The organism is Mesorhizobium sp. B2-3-15, from assembly GCF_006442875.1.
GTDB classification, from domain to species: Bacteria; Pseudomonadota; Alphaproteobacteria; order Rhizobiales; family Rhizobiaceae; genus Mesorhizobium; species Mesorhizobium australicum.
In genome coordinates, this window is the sequence record NZ_VFVO01000007.1 from 241547 (window position 1) to 260097 (window position 18551).

The following is an 18551-nucleotide window of genomic DNA, read 5'->3' on the forward strand; positions in this document are numbered from 1 at the left end:
GTGATCCACCAACGGTCTGTATAGGGATAAACGCTGGATCGGAAAACGAAAAAGACACAATCAGGAACATTAGGAAAACGCGCGAGTTGGTAATAAATATGGTGCCTGAGGCTTTATCTCGGGCGATGAACGTAACAGCTATTGGATTTCCATACGGCGTCGATGAAATGCAGGAGGCGAGACTCACGCCAGAGAAGTCACAATCGGTACGGCCGCCAAGAATTGCGGAGAGCCCAGTATCAATTGAGTGTAATGTTAGGCGAATAATTAGAGTAGGGAGTAAAGATGCGATTGTAGTTGCGATGCCGTCTGTTGTCCGTGTGAAAGAAGAATACGTTATTGATAAAGAAAATGCTATCATTAATATAGGAGAACTCTGTATTGTCGGGAGAGTCCAAGGTAGTGGTAAATACATCCGCCTTACGGATTCATTCGATATGCCTCGATTAACTATTGCGGATTGGCCGCGAAAAGACGCCTAGGATTCAAGATTGCCGGTCATCGCGGCGGTATTGTGATGTACACTACCGCAATCACAGTTCGCGAAATTGTGACCAAGATCACACCTGTCCGCAGTGCCGTCCGCTAGTCGAGGCTGCGACCAAAAATTGAACCGAGGCCAATTTGCCCCTCGCTCCGATTTGATAGAGATGAGGCTTTCAAATTTCAACAGGGCCATTCGATCATTGGGGTATACCCCCCCGTGACGTAACACCGCTGTGGTCATCAGGCGTAACATCTGGGTTGACATCGACTATTTGTGACAGGGTAGCGTAAGGCCTAAACCTTGAGGTGACAGGCTATGGCTCGCATCGGTTACGCTCGCGTCAGCACTGCTGACCAAGACCTCGAAACGCAGCTCGTCAAGCTGAAAGCTGAGGGGTGCGAGGTCATCCGCTCGGAGAAGGTGTCGGGCGGCAGCCGTGACGGCCGCGCCGAGTTGGCGACTATCCTAGACTTTCTTCGTCCAAGCGATGAGCTCGTGGTGACGCGCCTTGACCGGCTCGGCCGCGACACCCGCGACGTGCTCAACCTGATACACGAGTGCGAACAAAAAGGAGCTTTCGTCACGGTGCTCGACCCGCATGTTTCGACACGTGGCGAAATGGGCCACATCGTCCTGACGGTACTTGGCATGGTCGCGCAAATGGAGCGACGGTTTATCAAAGAACGCCAACGGGACGGCATTGAGCAAGCCAAAGCCCAAGGAATCTACAAAGGCGGCAAACAGAGGTTTGATAGAAACGCGGTGGCGGTCCTTCGCGATGAAGGCAAGAGCCCGACGCAGATCGCGAAACTGGTGGGCTGCTCAAGGATGCAAGTTTACCGAATTCTCGCTAGTGTCTCAGTTTGAACTTCGAACGATGCCATCCGCATCCGCCAACCGACTGTCGCCACGTGCCGAACTCCTATATGTTTTACCGGACAGCATGGGAGGGATGGACATGCAACCCTACGAAAAGGTCGTTCATGAAAGGCGGGGCGCTCCGGGTAATTCCTATATTGTATCCTTGTTCTGGGACCCTGCCGACGGCGCGATAAAGGTACGAGAATACAGAACCGCCCGCCGTCGCGAGTCCAGACAAGTTCGAAGCTTGCCAGAATTTCTGGCGCTTACGAATCCTCGATGGCCCGATATGTACAAGAAGGCGCAGGGGAGAGTGAGGCAGGCTCTTCTCACCATGATAGTCAAAAGCGGTGGGGAACTAGTAGAGGATCTGGACGTCCACCGGACCTGAAAGCCGAAGCGCCCCGCCCGAAATTCACGACTCTGAGTAACCGTCAACGCGCTCTGATGCACTTTGGGGCGTAGCTTCGTCATCTACCTAGCCACTCCTCCTATAGGCTCTTGCTGGCACGTAGCGGTCAACGTATTGGTATGCGTCGCCCCTAATACACAGTGCCGAATGGATACTGAAACGACTGCCATTTCTGCTTTCACCAACGATCAGTGGCTTCATGCCTTGACCGCTGTCAACGCATGGCGTGGACGTTGCCTTGATTTGTTTGCGCGGAGCGAGTCAGCCGTTAGCGAGACGCTTCTTGTGCTGGCGAATAACACGAGGAACGGCGCTGTAGCGAAGTTGCCTCATCTGGTCGGACATCGCTTCGCAGAATTAGCCGCTTTGATTGGGCCGACTGGCACCTTTGCTTCCGAGGGGAAGGCATCTGCGGCCGCACTGTTGGCCTTTCATCCACATGAGGGTTTGCGCGCGTCTCTGGCGCATGGTGTCGGTAAAGTTGTTCTCGACCAACAAGGGAGTTGGTTGCTCGTGCTGCGGACTCTTACGTTCCGATCCAAACAGCCGGAACGCACAGTCCTTGTCATCGAACAGAACGAGGCTGACGAAATAGTCAAATCGCTCCAAACCGCAGGGCGGCGGCTCGTTGCGGAATTAGGGAACCTCCGACGTGCTTTAGGCTCGACCTGAACGTTGGGTGGAACGATCACTGAGAAGGCGCTAACCGCGCTCCAGTGTGGCTTCAGGCATCGAAGAGATCATTTCCTCGAAAGCCGCAAAGAAATCTGACAGGTTTTCGGCGTCGCCTTCCCTGCCGCTATGGTCCCGTTGATCCTCAAAAGGATAATAGATCATCGCAGCTTCCGATGCTCTGAGCTCCGCTGCAGAGATATCTGTCACACCCCAGCGTAAATGCTTGTTCTCTCGCCTACGACCACGCCATCCCAGTTCGTAAAAGCGCTTCATGTAAGCGTTCACGAACGCCAGATTGCCGGTGTGGTTCAAGACCGCCTTGAAACGAGGATTGATCTTGAGCGTCTGACCACCGTCTATTTTTGCATGACGTTCCAGAGCCTTGGCATCCAGTTCAGATGTACCGACGACCAATAGAGGAAGCGAACTTCCACCAACCGGAATGATAGCGTCGAACGCGCTACGCTTGGCGACGTGCCGCTCATTCCAGCCAAGCTCATGAAGCCGAGGATAGACGAGTGTGTCGAGCAGATCGCGACAGGCCGGAGATACAAGCGAGCGAAGCCGCGCTGGTGTAATCAGCGGCATTTTCTCCGGCAGGAAATCGCTCGTGACATATGCACCGGTCACACAACTCTGATCGACCCCCGGCCGAAAGTATTTTACGCGCCAGTGGAAACCGGTGGAATCCGGATCGACGACTGCATATGCGACGGGGCCGCTGTGCACTTCCTCCGCAAAGGATTGGGCGGCGGCAAGATCGGATGCGTTGAAGTAGTCCGATACAAGCATAATTCCAAAGTTCCCAGAACGCAGTCTCTCTGCCATTTTCGACACAATTGAGAGCCCCGGGGCCGTGTCAGCTTGAACCGCGACCAGCCACTCGACGATGCATTCGTCAAGGCTGACTAAATTCGTGCGAAGCGAAAGCTGAGGTTTGGTTTGCTCGAAACCTGTAAGGAATCGATGCGTATAGCGCACGATCTTCTGCCAGCTCATTGTCATCAACGCTTTGCGATAGCGCGCAAGTTGGCCTTGCCAAACTTGTATCCCGGATTCGAGAGAGAACTTAAACTTCACCTCGATAAGCCATACCATCCCGGCCTCATCGACGGTCAACAAGTCCGCGCTTCCGTTTCCCCCACCGCGACCAGCATCATGCAGCGTAAGCTCATGAGCCCAAAACAATGTGTGAGCCGCCGGTGCGCCTCGAAACGGAGCAGGGAAAGCGTCGGGATTATTGATAAGCTGCTGGTGGAAATCGGCCTCGTTCGCGAAGTGCCGGGACATTAGGTTTGCCCAGCTGCGGAACGACACAGTCCAGGATGGACGAACGAACACGATGGCCAAAGGCTACGCTTGGTCCACCTAGGGGTGACAGCCGCTAGTTCACCGAATTGCATAGCCACTATCTTCAAACCTTGGCCTTTCGCCACCCAGCCCACCACGCTTCCCATTCGGAGCAGAACCATCTCTCGCCGCGCACCGGATTGATACGGGTGGCGGAGTAATATGCTTGACCCGGCACGTGATAGATGTGCTCGCCGCGATCATTGATGTTTCCCTTGATGTCACACCCAGCGTCGCGCAGCGCACTCCGGGTGACTGACGTACCGGCATAGTGAACTGCTGGAAGCCCATGCTGCGATACTGTCGCAATGTAGCCGATGGAGGCTCCGCCAAGCAGCGCTAGAGAAATCGGAAGGCGAGCCCGATAGACCGAATGCCACCATGACGTTCGCCGCCGTTGAACAGGCTTCCCCATGCCCATCGCTCCCGGCACGAGTATGCGCCGCGCTAGGCAAATACTCAAGAAGAAAGGAGGAGCGTTTACGCTGCTGCACATAGGGCTTCCGTCTTGACGCGCTAAAGCTCGCGCGCGGACTGGTATTTCGGAGCAAAGTGCGTAAAGGATCTCCGAAGCTACGCACCTTAGGAGCCATCTGTGACAGATAACGTTTTGAACCCACAAACCCAATTGCTCGAACTCACAGCAGATATTGTCTCTGCTTATGTCAGCAAGAATGCTGTACCTGTCGCATCACTCCCCGAACTGATTCAAAGCGTGAATTCGTCACTGTCGAAAATTGGGCATCCGGTCGAACCTGAGAAGCCACTTCAGTCTCCCGCGGTGAACCCGAAGCGGTCTGTGTTCCCCGACTACATCATCTGTCTTGAAGATGGGAAGAAGTTCAAATCGCTTAAGCGCCACCTGAGTGTGCACTACGACCTGACGCCCGATGAGTACCGGGCCAAGTGGGGATTGAAGTCGGACTATCCTATGGTAGCGCCAAACTACGCGGCCCAGCGGTCGGCGATGGCCAAGTCCAGCGGGCTTGGACGAAAAGCAGCGGCTAAGCCAGCCAAGCGTCGAAACAAGGCGCAGGTCTGATTGGGGCAAAGGAAAATGCCAATCCTGCCATTAGTTCCGCACGTGAGTTCGAGCTCGCCCTCGACTATGGTGCGCCGCACAATTTCGTGTTGCGGATGCGAAGGGTCTCATCTAGAATTGCTTCTATGCGAGGCTGGAGCTCAACATGACCAATCGCGAGGTTTGGCTCGATGCTGCAAAAGGTGTGGGCATACTGCTTGTGGTGTCCGCCCACATTGCAGGGGCTGGTAGCAGTTGGTGGGACGGCGCTTTCGCAAACGCGGTATTGCTTTTTCACATGCCGCTATTTTTCGTGATATCCGGCTACGTCTATAAGCCTGCAGACCGCAGCCAGCTCTTTTGGAAGAAAGTCACGAGCCTTCTCGTCCCATACGTGGCTTTTTTGTCGTTTTTGACGATAGCAGTAATCGCTCGTAACATCTTACTGCACGAGGCTCCTGCGCCTTGGGAACTTCGAGAAATGGTGGTCAACGACCTCCTTGGCGGTATGCGCCTATGGCAGGACTTCGGCGTATTCTGGTTCGTGACCTGTTTGTTTCTTACCCAGATCGTCTACAATGAAGCTGCGACTTGGGCAAAGGGTCCAGGCACTTTGCGGATGGTCGGATTTATCGCGGTCTGCATCGTGCTTGGCTACGCAATTCAGACCCACTGGCCCATGAACCGTTCACCTTGGGCAGTCGCGGCGGTGCCCATAGCGTTGTGCTGCTACTGGTTTGGTGATCTGCTTCGAACGCACCAATTCCGTCTTCGCACCTTGTCCCTTTTCGTCGCAACGGTTGGCGTTGTCGCGCTCGCCGTAGCAGCGAACGGGGCCGACATTCAGTTCAACATGAAGTATTCAATCTTCGGCCCTCCTGTCGTGGGTCTCCTGATAGCGCTGGCCTTGTCGGTTACGGTACTCATGTTGGTGCGGAGAGCAGCGGCGATAGCTGCCATTTCAGCGCCAATGGCCAAGCTCGGAGAGGCGTCGTTGGTCATTATGTTCTTGCATCAATTTTTCCATTTCTCTCTTCGCAGCGTGGGAGTGGCCAACGAGGCCGTCATCTTGCTCGCGGCGGTATTTGGCCCTTACGTGATATACCTACTGTTAAAACGGTCTGCATGGCTTTCCCCTTGGTTCCTAGGGACCGGCACCGGTGCACCCGCCCGTGCTATCGCGTGGATCCGCAATGGGCTCGGCTGGCGGCTCGAACAATATCGAGCCGACGCGGTCCGTTCACTGAAGCCAGAAGTCGCGAAAGCTTTGATCGCCCTAAGATGGCCGCTCAGGCGTAAAGGGAGGCCCCATTCTCTGTCTGCGGATTTGATCGTCTCGCTAACGTCGTATCCGAAGCGCTTTTCGACCTTGCATTTGACGCTGCGTTGTCTTCTCACTCAGACGGTTGCACCGGACCGCATCATCCTTTGGGTTACTGCCGAGGATGCGGGCCAATTGCCCGCGTCAGTAACAGACCTGAAATCTCATGGGCTCGAAATTCGATTTTGCAGGGACATCCGATCTTACAAAAAGATCGTTCCAGCGCTGCTGGCTTTCCCGACGGCCTACATCGTCACGGCAGATGACGATGTCTATTATTCCGCAAAGTGGCTCGAGGAACTCGTTGAGCACGCGGACGAACGAACTGTAGTCTTCCACCGAGGCCACGCAGTGGCGTTCGACGATGGCGGGCAAATTGCACCGTACAATAAGTGGAAGTATGACGTTGCCGACACGGCTGGGATGCTTTTCCCGACCGGCGTAGGGGGAGTGCTCTACGGGCCTAAATCGCTATCGCCAGAAGCCGTGGACGAAGAGATGTTCACGAAGCTCTGTCCCCAAGGCGACGATCTCTGGCTGTTCTGGATGGGGCGTCGCGTAGGGAGCACTTACGTCAAAACGCCGGGGCGATGGATTGAATTTCCGTGGAAAGGGTCGCAGGACTCGGCTCTGCACTTGAGCAATGTCGGCGCTGGCAGAAATGACCATCAGATCAGCGAACTCGCCAGCCACTTTGGTGTCCCTCATATCAATGGACTGTCTCGGGAGGATCTTGCGCGGCTACCCTTCAGCGCGGAGCAAATGCTCGCCACCATCCAAAAGGCTGTCGATAAAAAAGGCGTACTCACCCCAGAAGAAAGCAGGCAGTTGTGGACCACAGGCAGCTTGGATTCCCCTGAGGCTTAGCTAAGGCTGCGGTCTTTAACACGGCTCGACTCTCGCATTGGACGGCATAGGCGCTATGCAATCTACCTTGCGTCAAATTCGGATTCCATGCAACTCCAGACCGGTTCCGAATTGTTCGTAGGTTAGCCGGATTACATGTACTGATTGTTGATGAAGCAGGCAGCGAAACGCTTTATTGTGCGCCGCCAAACCGGCATACGTCGAACTCAGACCCACTAATGCGCAGCAACACCGTTAATCGATGAGGCGGGGTTCCCTTAGGCTGCGATTTGACTGATTTTCGATTGGCGATGGTGAGGGGTGGCCCGACGAACGCGTCGGCTCGACCGACCGAAGCAACCCCGCTTGGCGTGTTCGCCCGCTGGCGGCCCCTGTGCGGCCTGTAAAACAGCTATCGAGGCTTTACGCCGGGTTGATTTTTCGTACTTTCAGCACTTGCAACTTACGCGCGCTAAAAGTGCGAATTGCAACCTAGTTGTCAGCCGCCCGCGATGAGGTCGCGCAGGCGCTCGAACTGCGCCCTATCGATGGCCCCGTCGTCGAGAAGCTTTTTCAGTCGCTCAAGCTTTTCAACTGCGTCCTGCGGCGAGGACGGTGCGGATGGTGGTTGCAACAGGGCCGCTGGATTCTCAATCCGAATCCGCTGAACGTCATTGGCGAGAAGGTTCAGCCCAGACTCACCGCCGTTCGTTCCACCGGGATCGTTAGTAATGTGGATCGCCTTGAAGGACCAGACCAGACAGCCAAGCCAAACGATGCCGGTGCCAGAGAGCGTTGTGCAGAGGACTAGGATCAGCCACCTATTCGGGTGGCCCCGCACGAACGCGATGATCGCTGGTAGCTCATAAACGATTGCCAGTATGAGGAAGAAAATGACAAACGCGATTCCTGCATCGAGGTTGTCGGCGGCCGCGTAGACGGGGGTCGATGTTGCGACCGCTAGGACAACAGCGGGCAGGACTGCCTTGCGCGGGAAGATACCTCTGAAGTTCATGATCCCATCAGCGCCCTAGTGACGCCAAGCAAAACCACGAAACTGCCCAGCCAAATCCAAAGGGGTGTCCAAGACAGGCGCATCACGAAACTGCGATGAAGCAAATAGCCCGCTGGGATCAGGAGCAGAAATGGGACCATAACCTTGGTAGGGCTGACGATGTTGACCCCCCGCAGCTCTTTGGCGTCGAGGAAAACCAGAAGCAGCGACACTATCAAAATAGCAAATCGGACTACGTTGATCATCCTAGGCAGGTCACCGGAGCCACCTGCGACGACCATCGCGGTGACTAGGACCGCGCCTAGGAGGGGAAGAAACGCCAAGAGGTAAGCATAGGCCTTGGATGGCTCTGGTATTGCCGATGCACTAGGCCCTGCACGTCTCTTTTCGGCCGTGCCCGGCAATTGAGGCGGCCTCGAGACCGGCGGGAGCGGCGGTGGCGGAGTCGGCTGGGGTGTCTGCAATTGCGTCTCATTCGCGGGCTTCCACTGCTGCCCAAAACTCGCCGTCCAAACTCTCGTACCTGCATCGATCAACCGGTTCGCAAGCATCAGGTTGAGGTCTGTCTCGCTCACCGGCCCAACATGAGTGCCGTCCTGCTCATAGTACCATTCAGTCATTCCCATCCCCGTACTGTGCCCTCGGTCCATTTACATATTATAATTGATAAACTCAACGCTCGAATTCCTCGATTGGTGGCCGCATGGAGATGCGAAAACTGGTCGGGGAGAATTTTGCGCGCCTGCGCGCAGCCAATGGCCTCACGCAGGAGCAGGTTGCTGAGCGCGCCAATGTCAGCCAGCAGTATGTGAGCGGCCTCGAACGGGGTGAGCGGAACCCGACCATCGAAACCCTGCAGGCCATCGCGAGCGCGCTTGGCGTTAGCCATGTCGAACTCGTCAGACCGATTGATCAGGCCGGTTCGTTGACTGAGCCGCCTCCCGAGTCATCGACCAAAGAATAGCCGTCACCAAGTCGGCCTCAGGCGCGTTGCCGTCGAAAACCCCGAGCAAGTATGTCGCCTTGTCGTGTTGCTCGGCGTCGTTACCAGCTGGATACCGACAAACTGCCAGCAACAGTTTTCCCTCAAGATCGCTTGCTGCATCCAAGCGCCGGATTTCATCCAAGGTGGCAGCGCGCCGGAGTTTGACAGGGTCGGTTTCACGGCTGACTCGGCCGAGGTCGGAGAAAGCGGCGCAGTGCTCGCACATGGCTTTCATTAGGGCCGGAGCCACATCTTGCCAGCGTTCCTCGAAGGTGCTGGTAGCAGCTTCGCTTGCTTGGCGGCGCATCAAGGGCAGAGCGGGCGCGAGCCCCAGTGCCGATAATGCTCTGATTAACGCCCGACGTGACAACAGGCGGCTGCGCATCAGTATTCCTCCGAGAGCATGATGGTCAAAACGCGAGTGGTGACTGCCGGGTCGGCTGGGTCATCCGAGCCGAACTGCATGGATTTATCGTAGTAGTCGATCTTCCAGATGACCGTCTTGCCGCCGACTTCGATCACGGCGCAGTCGTGCTCGCCGTGGGGGTCGTTGTCCTGGTCGAAGTGATCAAAGCTGGCGACCGCCGCGATGATGGCGGCACGGATCTCTGCGGGAAGGCCGGTGATGCCGACGGTCAACACGACGCGACCGCCTTGCCCTGTTTTACGCAGGCTGTCGTTCAAGCCAGCGATACGCTGTTGCCGGTTGCCCCGTCCACATGTCCCGCTGAAATTGCATTCCGCTGCCATCAAGCGAATCCTTCATCCTGGCCGCTGCCGCGACCGTGTTCCTGCCAATGAATGTTGGGAGGGTGGGCGGCAGCCTAAGCGATGCCGCCCGGTCGATAGCTCAATCCCGGTGATCTGGGTGAAGCAAGGCGATGTGGTTCAGCTTGCGGGTGAAGGCAGGCATTTCGAGCCAATCGCGCCAGCGCAGCGTGAGATCTTCGGGGCTGATCTTGGTGACGGTGGCCTCGTACCATCCCTGAAACGCGCCCTCGGTGGCTAGGACAAGGCTGCCGACCTCGATCTTGTCCCAGTCGGTCGGCCGATGCGGTTCGGGTCGCTTTGGGCCGCCCTCTGGCGCGGCTCCGCCGGAGGCCTTCTTCGATTTGCCGGGCGCGGGCCGATCATCGGCGGCGCGGGTTGGAAAGCGGTAGCCGGGCGGCAGGTGCGTAGCGATGGCGTCATACACCGTGCGCTTCACGAACGGCACAAAGGCTCGGCCGCTCTCGAACACGCGGCCCTGCGGCAGCTTATCGGCCAGACCTTTCAAGTCGCTGGCATCGGCAACAGGCAGGGCAGCCATTCCCATCATCCCTGCGGCTTTCTCCGCCAAGCCGACTTCGGCCTCGCCAAACCACGACGCGTGCGCCTTGCCCCCATCATCGAGGCCTAGCACGATAAGGGCGGGCAAAGCGGCAGCGGGCGCGCCGGTGGAACCTGCGAAATGAGTCATTCAATTCTCCAAAATGAAAGAGGCCCCCGAAGGAGCCTCATGGTTTGATTTTCAGATGATGGTCGGCGGTGTCGGCGCAGGGCCGCTGGCGGCAACAACCGGGCATAACGCCCTATGACTAAAGTGCCCAACAGCTCACCTTTCGGCGGTTTTAAGGGTCAAAATTGCCCGACCGACTGCGGCATATCATATAGGACTATATACCTATTGTCAAGACCCCCGCTTTAAATCAGCCACCTGCGGCAGCGTGACGTCCCGCCGATGCCCCCATTTTCAAAAGCTAGAAAGCAGTGGGCTGCAGCCAGTGTCGATGCCCACCGAGCGTTCTTTGGCCGCTCGGTGGAGCCCTGAACGTGAGTGTCGCGCTCCTGGTCGAAGCGCTAAAGCTCCTGCAGCCAACGGGAAGTTATTTTAGCGGCGCGGGATTTGGGCTCCCTGACGATCACTCGAACTTTGAATCCGTGCTCAAGATCGAACATCTCAGAGCTCGAAACCTTGACCTGCCCGTTCTGCCTCGTGATATCGACTGCTCCCCTCGGCAGAACCTGCAATACCAACTCCTTTATAAAAAAGTCGGGTTCGAGCCGTGCGCGGCGGTTGACGAGTTCTCCATAATACTCAGAGATCAACCAGCGGACCCTTTCTGAGCACCGCTCGCAGTTGGGGTCGTACATGGATCGCAGCACTTCTGCGAACCACTCTGCCCAACTCATCGGCGGGTATACCGCACCCCATTCTGCGAACTCGCCGATCAGAGCGTCGAATAGCCGGATCAGGCCCTTTGGAACGTCGCCCTGTGGGGAACTCTCTTTGGCTTCCTTCGCCAGCCATAGGACAAGGGCGCGTTGATCGGTAACGGTTTTGATCTTGTCGCGGGATATCTGGGGCGTCTTTTCAGTCATTGTCTTCTCCATCGAGGGTGTGTGACCGCTGGCCACATCACCCTTTACCCGCCGCTCCCTTGAATCATTTAGGCCGTGACCCGGAGCGCAGTCGCTCCGGGTCTACCGAAACGATGTCGCTGAGGTAGGCCTTCTCGGCTCGGCGTCCTTCCATTTCCGAATGTGTTCTAGGAAGGATGAACATCGCATCCACCCCGGCGCGAGGCGTCTTTATGCCTTTCACACCGTAGTCCACGACGAAGGGAAGATTGTCTTGGATGGGCCATGCATCGATGTGCCAAAGTGGGCGATCACGTCCGGTGTATCGAATTTGTTCGTGGTCGAAATGGTTGTCGAGCGTGGTTCTCATATTCGTACCCGGGGGCATGAGTGCGATAGCGTGGACATGTCGCCCGCCGTTGAGCGCGATGTCGCGAAAGTTTTGCTTGTGATATTTGTGAACGGGGTAGTCAGGAGTGCAGATCCATAGCGGCATCGCCGTGACCGGCACATTCCTCGGCTTTCGAAAACACCACCGTAGAATCTTCGCGTATACCGCCTCTATCGTCTCCTGCATCTGCTGCTCAACGTTGCTTGGCGATCCCCTGAGTTGGTTAAACATGAAGGTGAGCAGTGTCGGCTCCCAACCCCATTGCATGCGGTCTGTAGCCATTTTGGTGTAGCCGGTAATCAGGTCTCTGATCATTGAAGGTGGCACCGTGTTGTCCATAACCAAGGTTCTCCCGTAGTGCTGTGGGTTTGCTTTGAGTGGTTTAGGCGTGGCGGTGAGGGTGTTTGCCCTGTGGGAAGGTCTTCCCCGTCAGGGTGGGGTTGTGAGGTGGTCTCCTTCGTCACACCCTCGAAGGCTGCCCGGCCACTCCCACGCCCGAACCCGCCCATATGCGTTGCCTTCTGAGCAACGACACTGGCAGGCTCGAAGAACAGGTCACTCTGCGTGGCGACTCCACGGCAGGCGTTGCTGTTCGATGCTTTGAATTGGGATTGCGCCGAAGCGACCTCAGCCCTTTACGGGCGAGATGGCGACCAGAATCGAAGTAGGGTCACCATCTCGGCTGCATGTTGGCTAGTCGCTGAGAGTGCGGTCGCTCGTCTCGACCTCGGCGACCTTCACCGCGACAAACCTGCGAAATCCATCGTGAAGGGTACCGGCAGATTCGAACCAAAGAGACAGTAGCTGGTGCTCAGGCGACTCAAGGATCGTTGAGAGCTGCTCGTCGGTAACTTCAATATAAAGCACATTGGCCCCGTCACGCTTCAACTCAGATTTCGTTGAGGCAGAAATAGGCTCTGCTCCGTTTTTGCTGTTTGAGCCGTCATCAAGATCGGCGAAAGGATCGTCGGCGGCCGCTGGCTCGTAATCCATGCGCAAAAGAGCCTTCTCTTTGGCTGTCTTGCCAAGATATGGCAGTTCTTTGCATGCTGTGCGATAGAGCTTGTCGATGCCTTTGCGCTCGAGTTCCTGAAGGATGTTTTCGGGCCGGACCTTTCTGAGTTGACACAGTTCCAGACCGCGCGCGAGCTTGTAGGCGCGGTCATAGTCGTGGGACCAGCCAAAGACAAACCTCATGACCAAAAGCAGGGCCTTAGGGCGGTCTTTCCCTGTTCGGATAGAGTGCTTAGTAGCTTGCGACGCATTTGCTACCTCAACAAAGTCCTTCCAGAGGGCGTATCTGCGCTCAATTTCGTAGTAGGCTGCATACGCCGCTGCAGCGGTCGCGTGTAACTTTGCTCTGTATTTCTTCTCTCGGGGTGGGGTCTGAGCGCGGCACGTCAGCAGAACTGAGATAGGCGAAGTGCGTGCCTCTTCCACGGAAGGCACATCGATGGCTTTGATCCGATCTTTACCGCCTGCGTGCTCTTTGGAGATAGCGTGCAAAGTTTGCGTTACGCAAGGTTCTGAGGTGGATGAAGGCGGGGCGATCAAAACGTTATGGACTGAGTCGCCATCAACAGGCGTTGTGGCAAACGCACCAGCGGCAAGGGGCATCGCAGGCGAGATGATGCTCTCGCGAATAAGCTCCTCAAACCTACGTCTGCGTTCAGCTGGGTTGGGTACCCGAACTGAGTTGTTGCGGGTCGGAGCCTTCATGGTGCGCTCCTCTCGCTGGTGGAAGCGGACGTATTCTGCCGAACGAAGGCCAACAGATCGGCGTAGCGATAGCTGACTGAAGCGCCCACTTTCACGAACTTTGGGCCAACTCCTGTGACACGCCAATTCTGCAGGGTCTTTAAGCTAACATTCAGAACGACTGCCGCCTCCTTGGTGCGCAGCAGGTCGTCGAGGCGGTGCCGCCGGGAAGGCGTGGCAGTGCCATACTGCGGAAGGAATTCGCTCGCGTCAGTTCCCGCTTGGGTGGCCGCCACAAATGCTAGTCGCATGAGGCCCGCGCGGAATGCGGCGGTGGGGTCTTTCTTCGGGGATTTCATGCATGCAGCTCCTTGCGATAGGAGCCGAGCTGGGGGCAGCAACGTACAAAATGCCGTCCGCCAGCCCGACTCAATTTGAATTCGGACTTAGCGAGACGGCCGTCCGGTCATCCGGTGGTGCTAGTTAGGCACCATGACCTTGCCGCAGCTGACCGGGCTGTAGCGACAAGGCTCGCTGTCTCCAAGTTGCGCCACAAGGCCCAACAAATGCCCCGTAGGGCAAGCGGGATCCGATGGCGGACCCGTGTGGAGGTACTTAGGAAGGCCGGTTTTCAGTTTCAAGATCCACATTAGAAATGGCGCTTGAAACTGAGCGTTCGACAGGCTCAAGCTTGCGCTTCGCCGGATCGAGTAAGATGTTGATCTCTTCGCTCACCGCCTGTGCAGCGGAGGCCAACGCCTGATCGGGGCGATGAACATACCGGGAAGTCACCCCTCTGCCTTTGTGCCCGAGCAAACCGGCGATTGTACCGTCAGAATACCCAAGGCCCGACGCCGTGGAGGCAAAGGTGTGACGCAGCGTGTGGGGAGTCGCCCCGGCGATTCCTGCCGCTTTGAATATTCGTCGCGCCTCCTTGGCCATACCTTGATACGGGACTTTGCGCCTGCTTCCGGTAAAGGCAAACGGACTGCCAGCAACGCGGTTCTGAGCCCTCAAAACCATAACGGCTGAATCTCCGATTGGTCGAAGACTTTTCCCGGTCTTGGTGTCTTCTAGGCGAAGGCACTTCAGTTCGAAGTCGATTTCCGTCCAGCGAAGCCCGGTGATTTCGCCGATCCGGCACCCAGTCAAGCAGAGCAGCCTCACTATGTTGACCGCGTGAGGGTGAAACGGCTTTTCTTTGTCGTCCTTGCCTGCGACGAGGACAGCCCCCAGTCGCCCTAGTTCTTCGTTGCTCAGAAATCGTTGGCGGGCTTCGCTTCGAAACCGGCGTACCCGATGAACGGGGTTGTGCTGGATTATCCCTTCATCAACTGCCCATGTCATGATTCCGGACAATAAGTCGGCAACGCGGGCAGCCGTCGCTGGGCCACCCCTGACATTGGCTCGGCCACGTAGCTTAGTCTTTACCACCTTGGCCGTCTTGCCGGTAGTGATGTCGCTGATGAGTCGTTTAACGGCTCTGCTGTCGATCTCCTCCACGGCCTTCTTGCCCATGAGCGGTTTTATGTGGCGGCTAATACGGCCTTTGTCTGTAGCGAGTGTCGATGCCTTCTTAGGCCGGTTGAAGCGGGTTAGAATCGCTCCAGCCTCTGCCGCCAACATGTAGCGGTCGCAAAGGTCCGAAACGTTCATCGGTGGCGGTCTGTCTCGCTCAATAGCGGGATCCTGCCCAGCGGCGACCAGTCCAAACAACCTCTTTGCCTCTGAACGGGCCGTCTCAACCGTCCACGGTGCTCCAAGGCGGCCGATAGTGAACCAGCGCTGCCTGCCTTTGGTAGAATACTTGATGCAAAAGCTGGGGTGCTTGGATTGGCGGCGCACACCAAAACCGGGAACTGAACCGCGGCCAGAGTCCCAGATTGTCGAGTTCGGCTGCATTCGCTCGACATCAGTCTTGGTTAGGGGCATGACGATAATAGCTACAGATCAGCAACAGTGATGGCGGGAACTCTAAGGAACTGTAGGGTACCTGATAGCCGAAAAAAACAACAAAATCAATTGACCAGTGAAACCGACGGTGGTACCGGGAATGAGGCGTGGTTCGTTTACACCGAAGATGTCGGCGGTTCGAGCCCGTCATCGCCCACCATTCAAACTCACATTTCAAGTCAGCTGAGAGCCGGCCGCTGCGCGTCGCGGTATCACGGCGGCACCATACGGAAATCCTTGCCCTCGGGCAGCAATTGCCCGCCATCGACCACGATGGTCGTTCCCGTGATGTAGCTCGCATCCTCCGAGGCGAGGAACAGGAAGGCGTTGGCCACGTCGCGTGGGCTGCCGAGCCGGCCGAGCGGGATGGAATCCTCCATGTTCTTGATATAGGCGGCGCCGCGATGCTCCTGGATGGCTTCGGTGAGGATATTGCCGGGTTCGACGCCGTTGACGGTTATGCCATAGCCGGAGAATTCAAGCGCCGCGGCGCGAATGAAGCCGTTGATGCCTGCTTTCGTCGCCGAATAGTGGCCGTGGCCAGGGCTGGTGACGTGCGGGCCGGTGATCGAGGAGGTGTAGAGCATGCGGCCAAAGCGCTGCGCCTTCATCGGCACCAGGGCCGCGCGGCTGGCGTTGAAGGTGCCGCGCAAATTGACCGCCATGACGCGGTCCCAGTCGTCGGCGCTGGTGTTCTCGATCAACTGCCAGGGATAGATGCCGGCATTCTGGACGATGATGTCGAGGCGGCCATGGTGTTTCAGCGAAAGCGCCACGGCGGCCTCGGCGTCGCTCATTTGCGAGATGTCGGTGCGGATGAAGGGAACGCCAAGCTCATCCGCACTTGCCAGCCCGGCCTCGGTCTCGGAGTCGGCGAGCACCAGCCTTGCACCTTCCTCGGCGAAGCGCAGCGCGATGCCCTTGCCGATGCCGCGCGCGCCGCCGACGATCAGCGCCACCTTGCCTTCCAGTCGTCCTGTCATGCGAGCCGTCCTGTCACGCCAATCCCCGTCTCACGCCAATCGTTGGCGAATGGTTTGCTTGAATGCATCGAGCAGCACGGCCGCCAGCACCAGCAGGCCATGGATGACCTGGGTGAAGTTGGCGGGCAGGCCCATCAGGTTAATCGCCGTGTTGATGGCCGAAAGCAGGAGCACGCCGGCGTACACGCCGGGCAAGGTGCCGACGCCGCCCTTCAGGCTGACGCCGCCGATAACCACGGCCGCGAAGGCGTTGAACAGAAGGCCGACGCCCAGATTGGCGGTGGCGCCCGAGGTGCGGATCGCCAGCAGCCAGCCGGCCAGCCCTGCGATGGCGCCGGCGAGTACGAAGGCGATGATCAGGTTGCGGTTCACGCGGATGCCGGCACGGAAGGTCGCGGTTTCATTGCCGCCGATCATCACCAGGTGCCTGCCGAACGGGGTCTTGGCCATGATCAGCGAGAACACGACGAAACAGGCCACCGCGATCCAGGCGGTAAGCGGCAGACCGATCAGGCGCTGGATGCCGAACCAGCGGATGGCGGGTGCCAGATCCTGCGCCGAGCGGCCGCCCGAAATGACCAGCACCAGGCCGCGCACCCAGATGTAGGAGGCGAGCGTGATGATAAAGGCGCTCATCTTGACCTTGACCACGAGATAGCCGTTGAAGGCGCCGATGAGGCCGCCGACGGCCAGCGCCAGCAGCAGCGAGACCGGAACCATCAGCCATCCCGGGTGCAACTGCACGCCGAGGCCAATGCCCGAGGAACAAAACAGGATGCCCACCGCCATGGCGCTGAGAGCGGCGACGGATTCGACCGACAGGTCCATGTGCCCGGCAATGATGACCAGCGCCAGGCCGATCGACATCACGCCGAGCACGCTCGACGCCTCGATGATGTTGGCGAAGATGCCGAGCTGGAAATAGTTCGGGATGAACAGCGAGAAGACGACCAGGACAAAAAGCAGCATGAACCAGACGAGGTTGTCGAGGACGAACTCCAGGGCGTGGCGTGTGCGAGGGTTCATGTGTCGATCCGGTTGGCGTGCGGGATGAAGGCCGCGGCAGGTTGCCTGCGTCTCGTTTCATGCGGGCAGGGGCAGGGCTCCGGGCCTCGTATGGCCCGGAGCGGTCGGGCCGCCTGTCTATTCGACCGGCTTGACGGTATCCGTCGGCGGCTTCTGGTTGCCCCAGAAAGCCGGGTTGTCGACGTTTTCCTTGGTGATGGCGGCACCCGGGATCTTGATGTTGGGGCCCCAGGCTTCCTTGGTGAGGGTCGATTTCAGGCCAAGCACATCGTATTCGCCGGGCTTGATCTCTTCCTTCTTGACGACCTTGTCCATGAACATGGCGACGGCGGCGGCCTGTGCGTAAAGCGGCTGCTCGACTTCGACGTTGAGCCAGCCCTTGCGGATCAGGTCGAGGCCGACCGGTGCGCCGTTCGAGCTCATCAGCATGACGTCGCCCGGCTTCTTGCCGGCGGCCTCGAGCGAGGCGACGGCGGCGACCGACAGGTGTGCGGCATGGCTGAAGATCAGGTCGATGTCGGGGTTGGCCAGCATCTGGTCGGCAACGATGGTGCCGGCGTTGCTGGCCTCCCACTGCATGGCCGGCAGCGAGATGATCTTGACGTCTGGGAACGCCTTCATCTTCTCCTCGAAACCCTTCTGGATGTCGAGCGTGTAGGGATCGCCGGGATCACCAAGCACCTGCAGGACCTTGCCCTTCACCGAGCCGTTCTTGCCTTTCAGAAGCTTTTCGGCCTGCTCGGCGGCGACGTAGCCGATCTCGACGGTGCCCGCGACCGACGTGAAGTCGGACGGTGTCGACGTGATTTGGCGGTCGAACTCGACTACCGGAATGCCGGCCGCGCGCGCTGCCTCGATCGATGGTTTCAGCGCATTGAAATCGACGGCGGCCAGGATGATCGCCGCCGGCTTCAGCGCGATGACGTCGTTCATCTGCGATTGCTGCGCGTCGGTCTTGTTGTCGGCGTTCAGCGTCTTCATCTCGTAGCCGGTCTGTTTCAGGAACAGCTCCAGCGCGCTCACCGAGCCGGTCTGGAACTCGTCGAGCAATGTCGGCACCATGTAGTAGACGATACCCTTGGACTGGGCGAATGCCGGCGTGAGCGTGGCAAAGGCCAGTGCCAGGATACCGAAGACAGCAAGAAGTATTCGCTTCATGTCGTTGGCTCCCTGTTAAGCCGGACCCC

Annotated in this window: 19 protein-coding genes; 5 read left to right on the top strand and 14 right to left on the bottom strand. The window is 57.8% G+C overall.

Annotated features, from left to right (window positions below; translation table 11 throughout):
• The first annotated feature begins 802 nt into the window (after nt 1–802).
• Nucleotides 803–1354 carry a recombinase family protein gene (locus tag FJ954_RS16510; RefSeq protein WP_140661986.1) on the top strand — a complete coding sequence of 184 codons (552 nt, stop codon included), beginning with the start codon at nt 803–805 and terminating at the stop codon, nt 1352–1354.
• A 553-nt stretch (nt 1355–1907) separates the two neighbouring features.
• On the top strand, nt 1908–2432 hold the full coding sequence (locus FJ954_RS16515) for a hypothetical protein (RefSeq protein ID WP_140661987.1): 525 nt from the start codon (nt 1908–1910) through the stop codon (nt 2430–2432).
• A gap of 30 nt (nt 2433–2462) precedes the next feature.
• Here the strand turns inward: FJ954_RS16515 and FJ954_RS16520 are convergent, their stop codons facing one another.
• Complete coding sequence (locus FJ954_RS16520; protein ID WP_140661988.1) at nt 2463–3725, bottom strand: hypothetical protein; 1263 nt, start codon at nt 3723–3725, stop codon at nt 2463–2465.
• A gap of 655 nt (nt 3726–4380) precedes the next feature.
• Here FJ954_RS16520 and FJ954_RS16530 point away from each other — a divergent pair.
• Complete coding sequence (locus tag FJ954_RS16530; RefSeq protein ID WP_140661990.1) at nt 4381–4827, top strand: MucR family transcriptional regulator; 447 nt, start codon at nt 4381–4383, stop codon at nt 4825–4827.
• 145 nt (nt 4828–4972) lie between these two features.
• Complete coding sequence (locus FJ954_RS16535) at nt 4973–6994, top strand: acyltransferase family protein (RefSeq protein ID WP_140661991.1); 2022 nt, start codon at nt 4973–4975, stop codon at nt 6992–6994.
• Nucleotides 6995–7472: 478 nt separating this feature from the next.
• Here FJ954_RS16535 and FJ954_RS16540 read toward each other — a convergent pair whose 3' ends face one another.
• Together FJ954_RS16540 and FJ954_RS16545 are read right to left on the bottom strand one after the other, a co-directional pair.
• Nucleotides 7473–7988 (bottom strand): superinfection immunity protein, encoded by a 516-nt coding sequence (locus FJ954_RS16540; protein WP_140661992.1) that lies wholly within the window; start codon nt 7986–7988, stop codon nt 7473–7475.
• Nucleotides 7985–8608 carry a DUF4339 domain-containing protein gene (locus FJ954_RS16545; RefSeq protein WP_181177829.1) on the bottom strand — a complete coding sequence of 208 codons (624 nt, stop codon included), beginning with the start codon at nt 8606–8608 and terminating at the stop codon, nt 7985–7987. Before FJ954_RS16545 ends, FJ954_RS16540 begins: the two co-directional genes overlap by 4 nt.
• Nucleotides 8609–8691: 83 nt before the next feature.
• Here FJ954_RS16545 and FJ954_RS16550 point away from each other — a divergent pair, with 83 nt between their 5' ends.
• The gene (locus FJ954_RS16550; protein ID WP_140661994.1) at nt 8692–8952 is read left to right on the top strand and encodes a helix-turn-helix transcriptional regulator; all 261 of its coding nucleotides are present in this window, start codon (nt 8692–8694) and stop codon (nt 8950–8952) included.
• Here FJ954_RS16550 and FJ954_RS31580 read toward each other — a convergent pair.
• The 11 genes from FJ954_RS31580 to FJ954_RS16600 form a co-directional block, all read right to left on the bottom strand.
• Complete coding sequence (locus tag FJ954_RS31580; RefSeq protein ID WP_181177838.1) at nt 8888–9358, bottom strand: hypothetical protein; 471 nt, start codon at nt 9356–9358, stop codon at nt 8888–8890. The genes FJ954_RS16550 and FJ954_RS31580 overlap by 65 nt on opposite strands.
• Nucleotides 9358–9723, bottom strand: a complete 366-nt coding sequence (locus FJ954_RS16555) for a DUF3768 domain-containing protein (protein ID WP_140661995.1) — start codon at nt 9721–9723, stop codon at nt 9358–9360. The genes FJ954_RS31580 and FJ954_RS16555 overlap by 1 nt, the downstream gene beginning before the upstream one ends.
• A gap of 100 nt (nt 9724–9823) precedes the next feature.
• Nucleotides 9824–10432, bottom strand: coding sequence for a hypothetical protein (locus tag FJ954_RS16560; protein WP_140661996.1), 609 nt, complete (start codon nt 10430–10432; stop codon nt 9824–9826).
• A 380-nt stretch (nt 10433–10812) separates the two neighbouring features.
• Nucleotides 10813–11334: a hypothetical protein gene (locus tag FJ954_RS16565; RefSeq protein WP_140661997.1), complete on the bottom strand. Its 522-nt coding sequence runs from the start codon at nt 11332–11334 to the stop codon at nt 10813–10815.
• Nucleotides 11335–11398: 64 nt separating this feature from the next.
• Nucleotides 11399–12043: a hypothetical protein gene (locus FJ954_RS16570; RefSeq protein ID WP_140661998.1), complete on the bottom strand. Its 645-nt coding sequence runs from the start codon at nt 12041–12043 to the stop codon at nt 11399–11401.
• Between the two features lie 354 nt (nt 12044–12397).
• Nucleotides 12398–13423 (bottom strand): hypothetical protein, encoded by a 1026-nt coding sequence (locus FJ954_RS16575; RefSeq protein WP_140661999.1) that lies wholly within the window; start codon nt 13421–13423, stop codon nt 12398–12400.
• Nucleotides 13420–13761 (bottom strand): helix-turn-helix domain-containing protein, encoded by a 342-nt coding sequence (locus FJ954_RS16580; RefSeq protein WP_210242401.1) that lies wholly within the window; start codon nt 13759–13761, stop codon nt 13420–13422. Before FJ954_RS16580 ends, FJ954_RS16575 begins: the two co-directional genes overlap by 4 nt.
• 256 nt (nt 13762–14017) lie before the next feature.
• Nucleotides 14018–15058, bottom strand: coding sequence for a site-specific integrase (locus tag FJ954_RS16585; protein WP_246681075.1), 1041 nt, complete (start codon nt 15056–15058; stop codon nt 14018–14020).
• Between the two features lie 509 nt (nt 15059–15567).
• Entirely contained in the window at nt 15568–16338 is a 771-nt protein-coding gene (locus FJ954_RS16590) for an SDR family NAD(P)-dependent oxidoreductase (RefSeq protein ID WP_140662001.1), read from the bottom strand.
• A gap of 30 nt (nt 16339–16368) precedes the next feature.
• Complete coding sequence (locus FJ954_RS16595) at nt 16369–17364, bottom strand: ABC transporter permease (protein WP_140617016.1); 996 nt, start codon at nt 17362–17364, stop codon at nt 16369–16371.
• A gap of 117 nt (nt 17365–17481) precedes the next feature.
• On the bottom strand, nt 17482–18522 hold the full coding sequence (locus FJ954_RS16600; RefSeq protein ID WP_140662002.1) for a sugar ABC transporter substrate-binding protein: 1041 nt from the start codon (nt 18520–18522) through the stop codon (nt 17482–17484).
• Nucleotides 18523–18551: the final 29 nt, after the last annotated feature.

Coding starts and splice junctions, on each gene's coding strand:
- FJ954_RS16560 (WP_140661996.1), bottom strand. CDS start 10,432: ATGACTCATTTCGCAGGTTCCACCGGCGCGCCCGCTGCCGCTTTGCCC.
- FJ954_RS16565 (WP_140661997.1), bottom strand. CDS start 11,334: ATGACTGAAAAGACGCCCCAGATATCCCGCGACAAGATCAAAACCGTT.
- FJ954_RS16510 (WP_140661986.1), top strand. CDS start 803: ATGGCTCGCATCGGTTACGCTCGCGTCAGCACTGCTGACCAAGACCTC.
- FJ954_RS16595 (WP_140617016.1), bottom strand. CDS start 17,364: ATGAACCCTCGCACACGCCACGCCCTGGAGTTCGTCCTCGACAACCTC.
- FJ954_RS16520 (WP_140661988.1), bottom strand. CDS start 3,725: ATGTCCCGGCACTTCGCGAACGAGGCCGATTTCCACCAGCAGCTTATC.
- FJ954_RS16555 (WP_140661995.1), bottom strand. CDS start 9,723: ATGGCAGCGGAATGCAATTTCAGCGGGACATGTGGACGGGGCAACCGG.
- FJ954_RS16545 (WP_181177829.1), bottom strand. CDS start 8,608: ATGACTGAATGGTACTATGAGCAGGACGGCACTCATGTTGGGCCGGTG.
- FJ954_RS16600 (WP_140662002.1), bottom strand. CDS start 18,522: ATGAAGCGAATACTTCTTGCTGTCTTCGGTATCCTGGCACTGGCCTTT.
- FJ954_RS16540 (WP_140661992.1), bottom strand. CDS start 7,988: ATGAACTTCAGAGGTATCTTCCCGCGCAAGGCAGTCCTGCCCGCTGTT.
- FJ954_RS16535 (WP_140661991.1), top strand. CDS start 4,973: ATGACCAATCGCGAGGTTTGGCTCGATGCTGCAAAAGGTGTGGGCATA.
- FJ954_RS16575 (WP_140661999.1), bottom strand. CDS start 13,423: ATGAAGGCTCCGACCCGCAACAACTCAGTTCGGGTACCCAACCCAGCT.
- FJ954_RS16585 (WP_246681075.1), bottom strand. CDS start 15,058: ATGAACGTTTCGGACCTTTGCGACCGCTACATGTTGGCGGCAGAGGCT.
- FJ954_RS16580 (WP_210242401.1), bottom strand. CDS start 13,761: ATGAAATCCCCGAAGAAAGACCCCACCGCCGCATTCCGCGCGGGCCTC.
- FJ954_RS16515 (WP_140661987.1), top strand. CDS start 1,908: ATGGATACTGAAACGACTGCCATTTCTGCTTTCACCAACGATCAGTGG.
- FJ954_RS16570 (WP_140661998.1), bottom strand. CDS start 12,043: ATGGACAACACGGTGCCACCTTCAATGATCAGAGACCTGATTACCGGC.
- FJ954_RS31580 (WP_181177838.1), bottom strand. CDS start 9,358: ATGCGCAGCCGCCTGTTGTCACGTCGGGCGTTAATCAGAGCATTATCG.
- FJ954_RS16550 (WP_140661994.1), top strand. CDS start 8,692: ATGGAGATGCGAAAACTGGTCGGGGAGAATTTTGCGCGCCTGCGCGCA.
- FJ954_RS16590 (WP_140662001.1), bottom strand. CDS start 16,338: ATGACAGGACGACTGGAAGGCAAGGTGGCGCTGATCGTCGGCGGCGCG.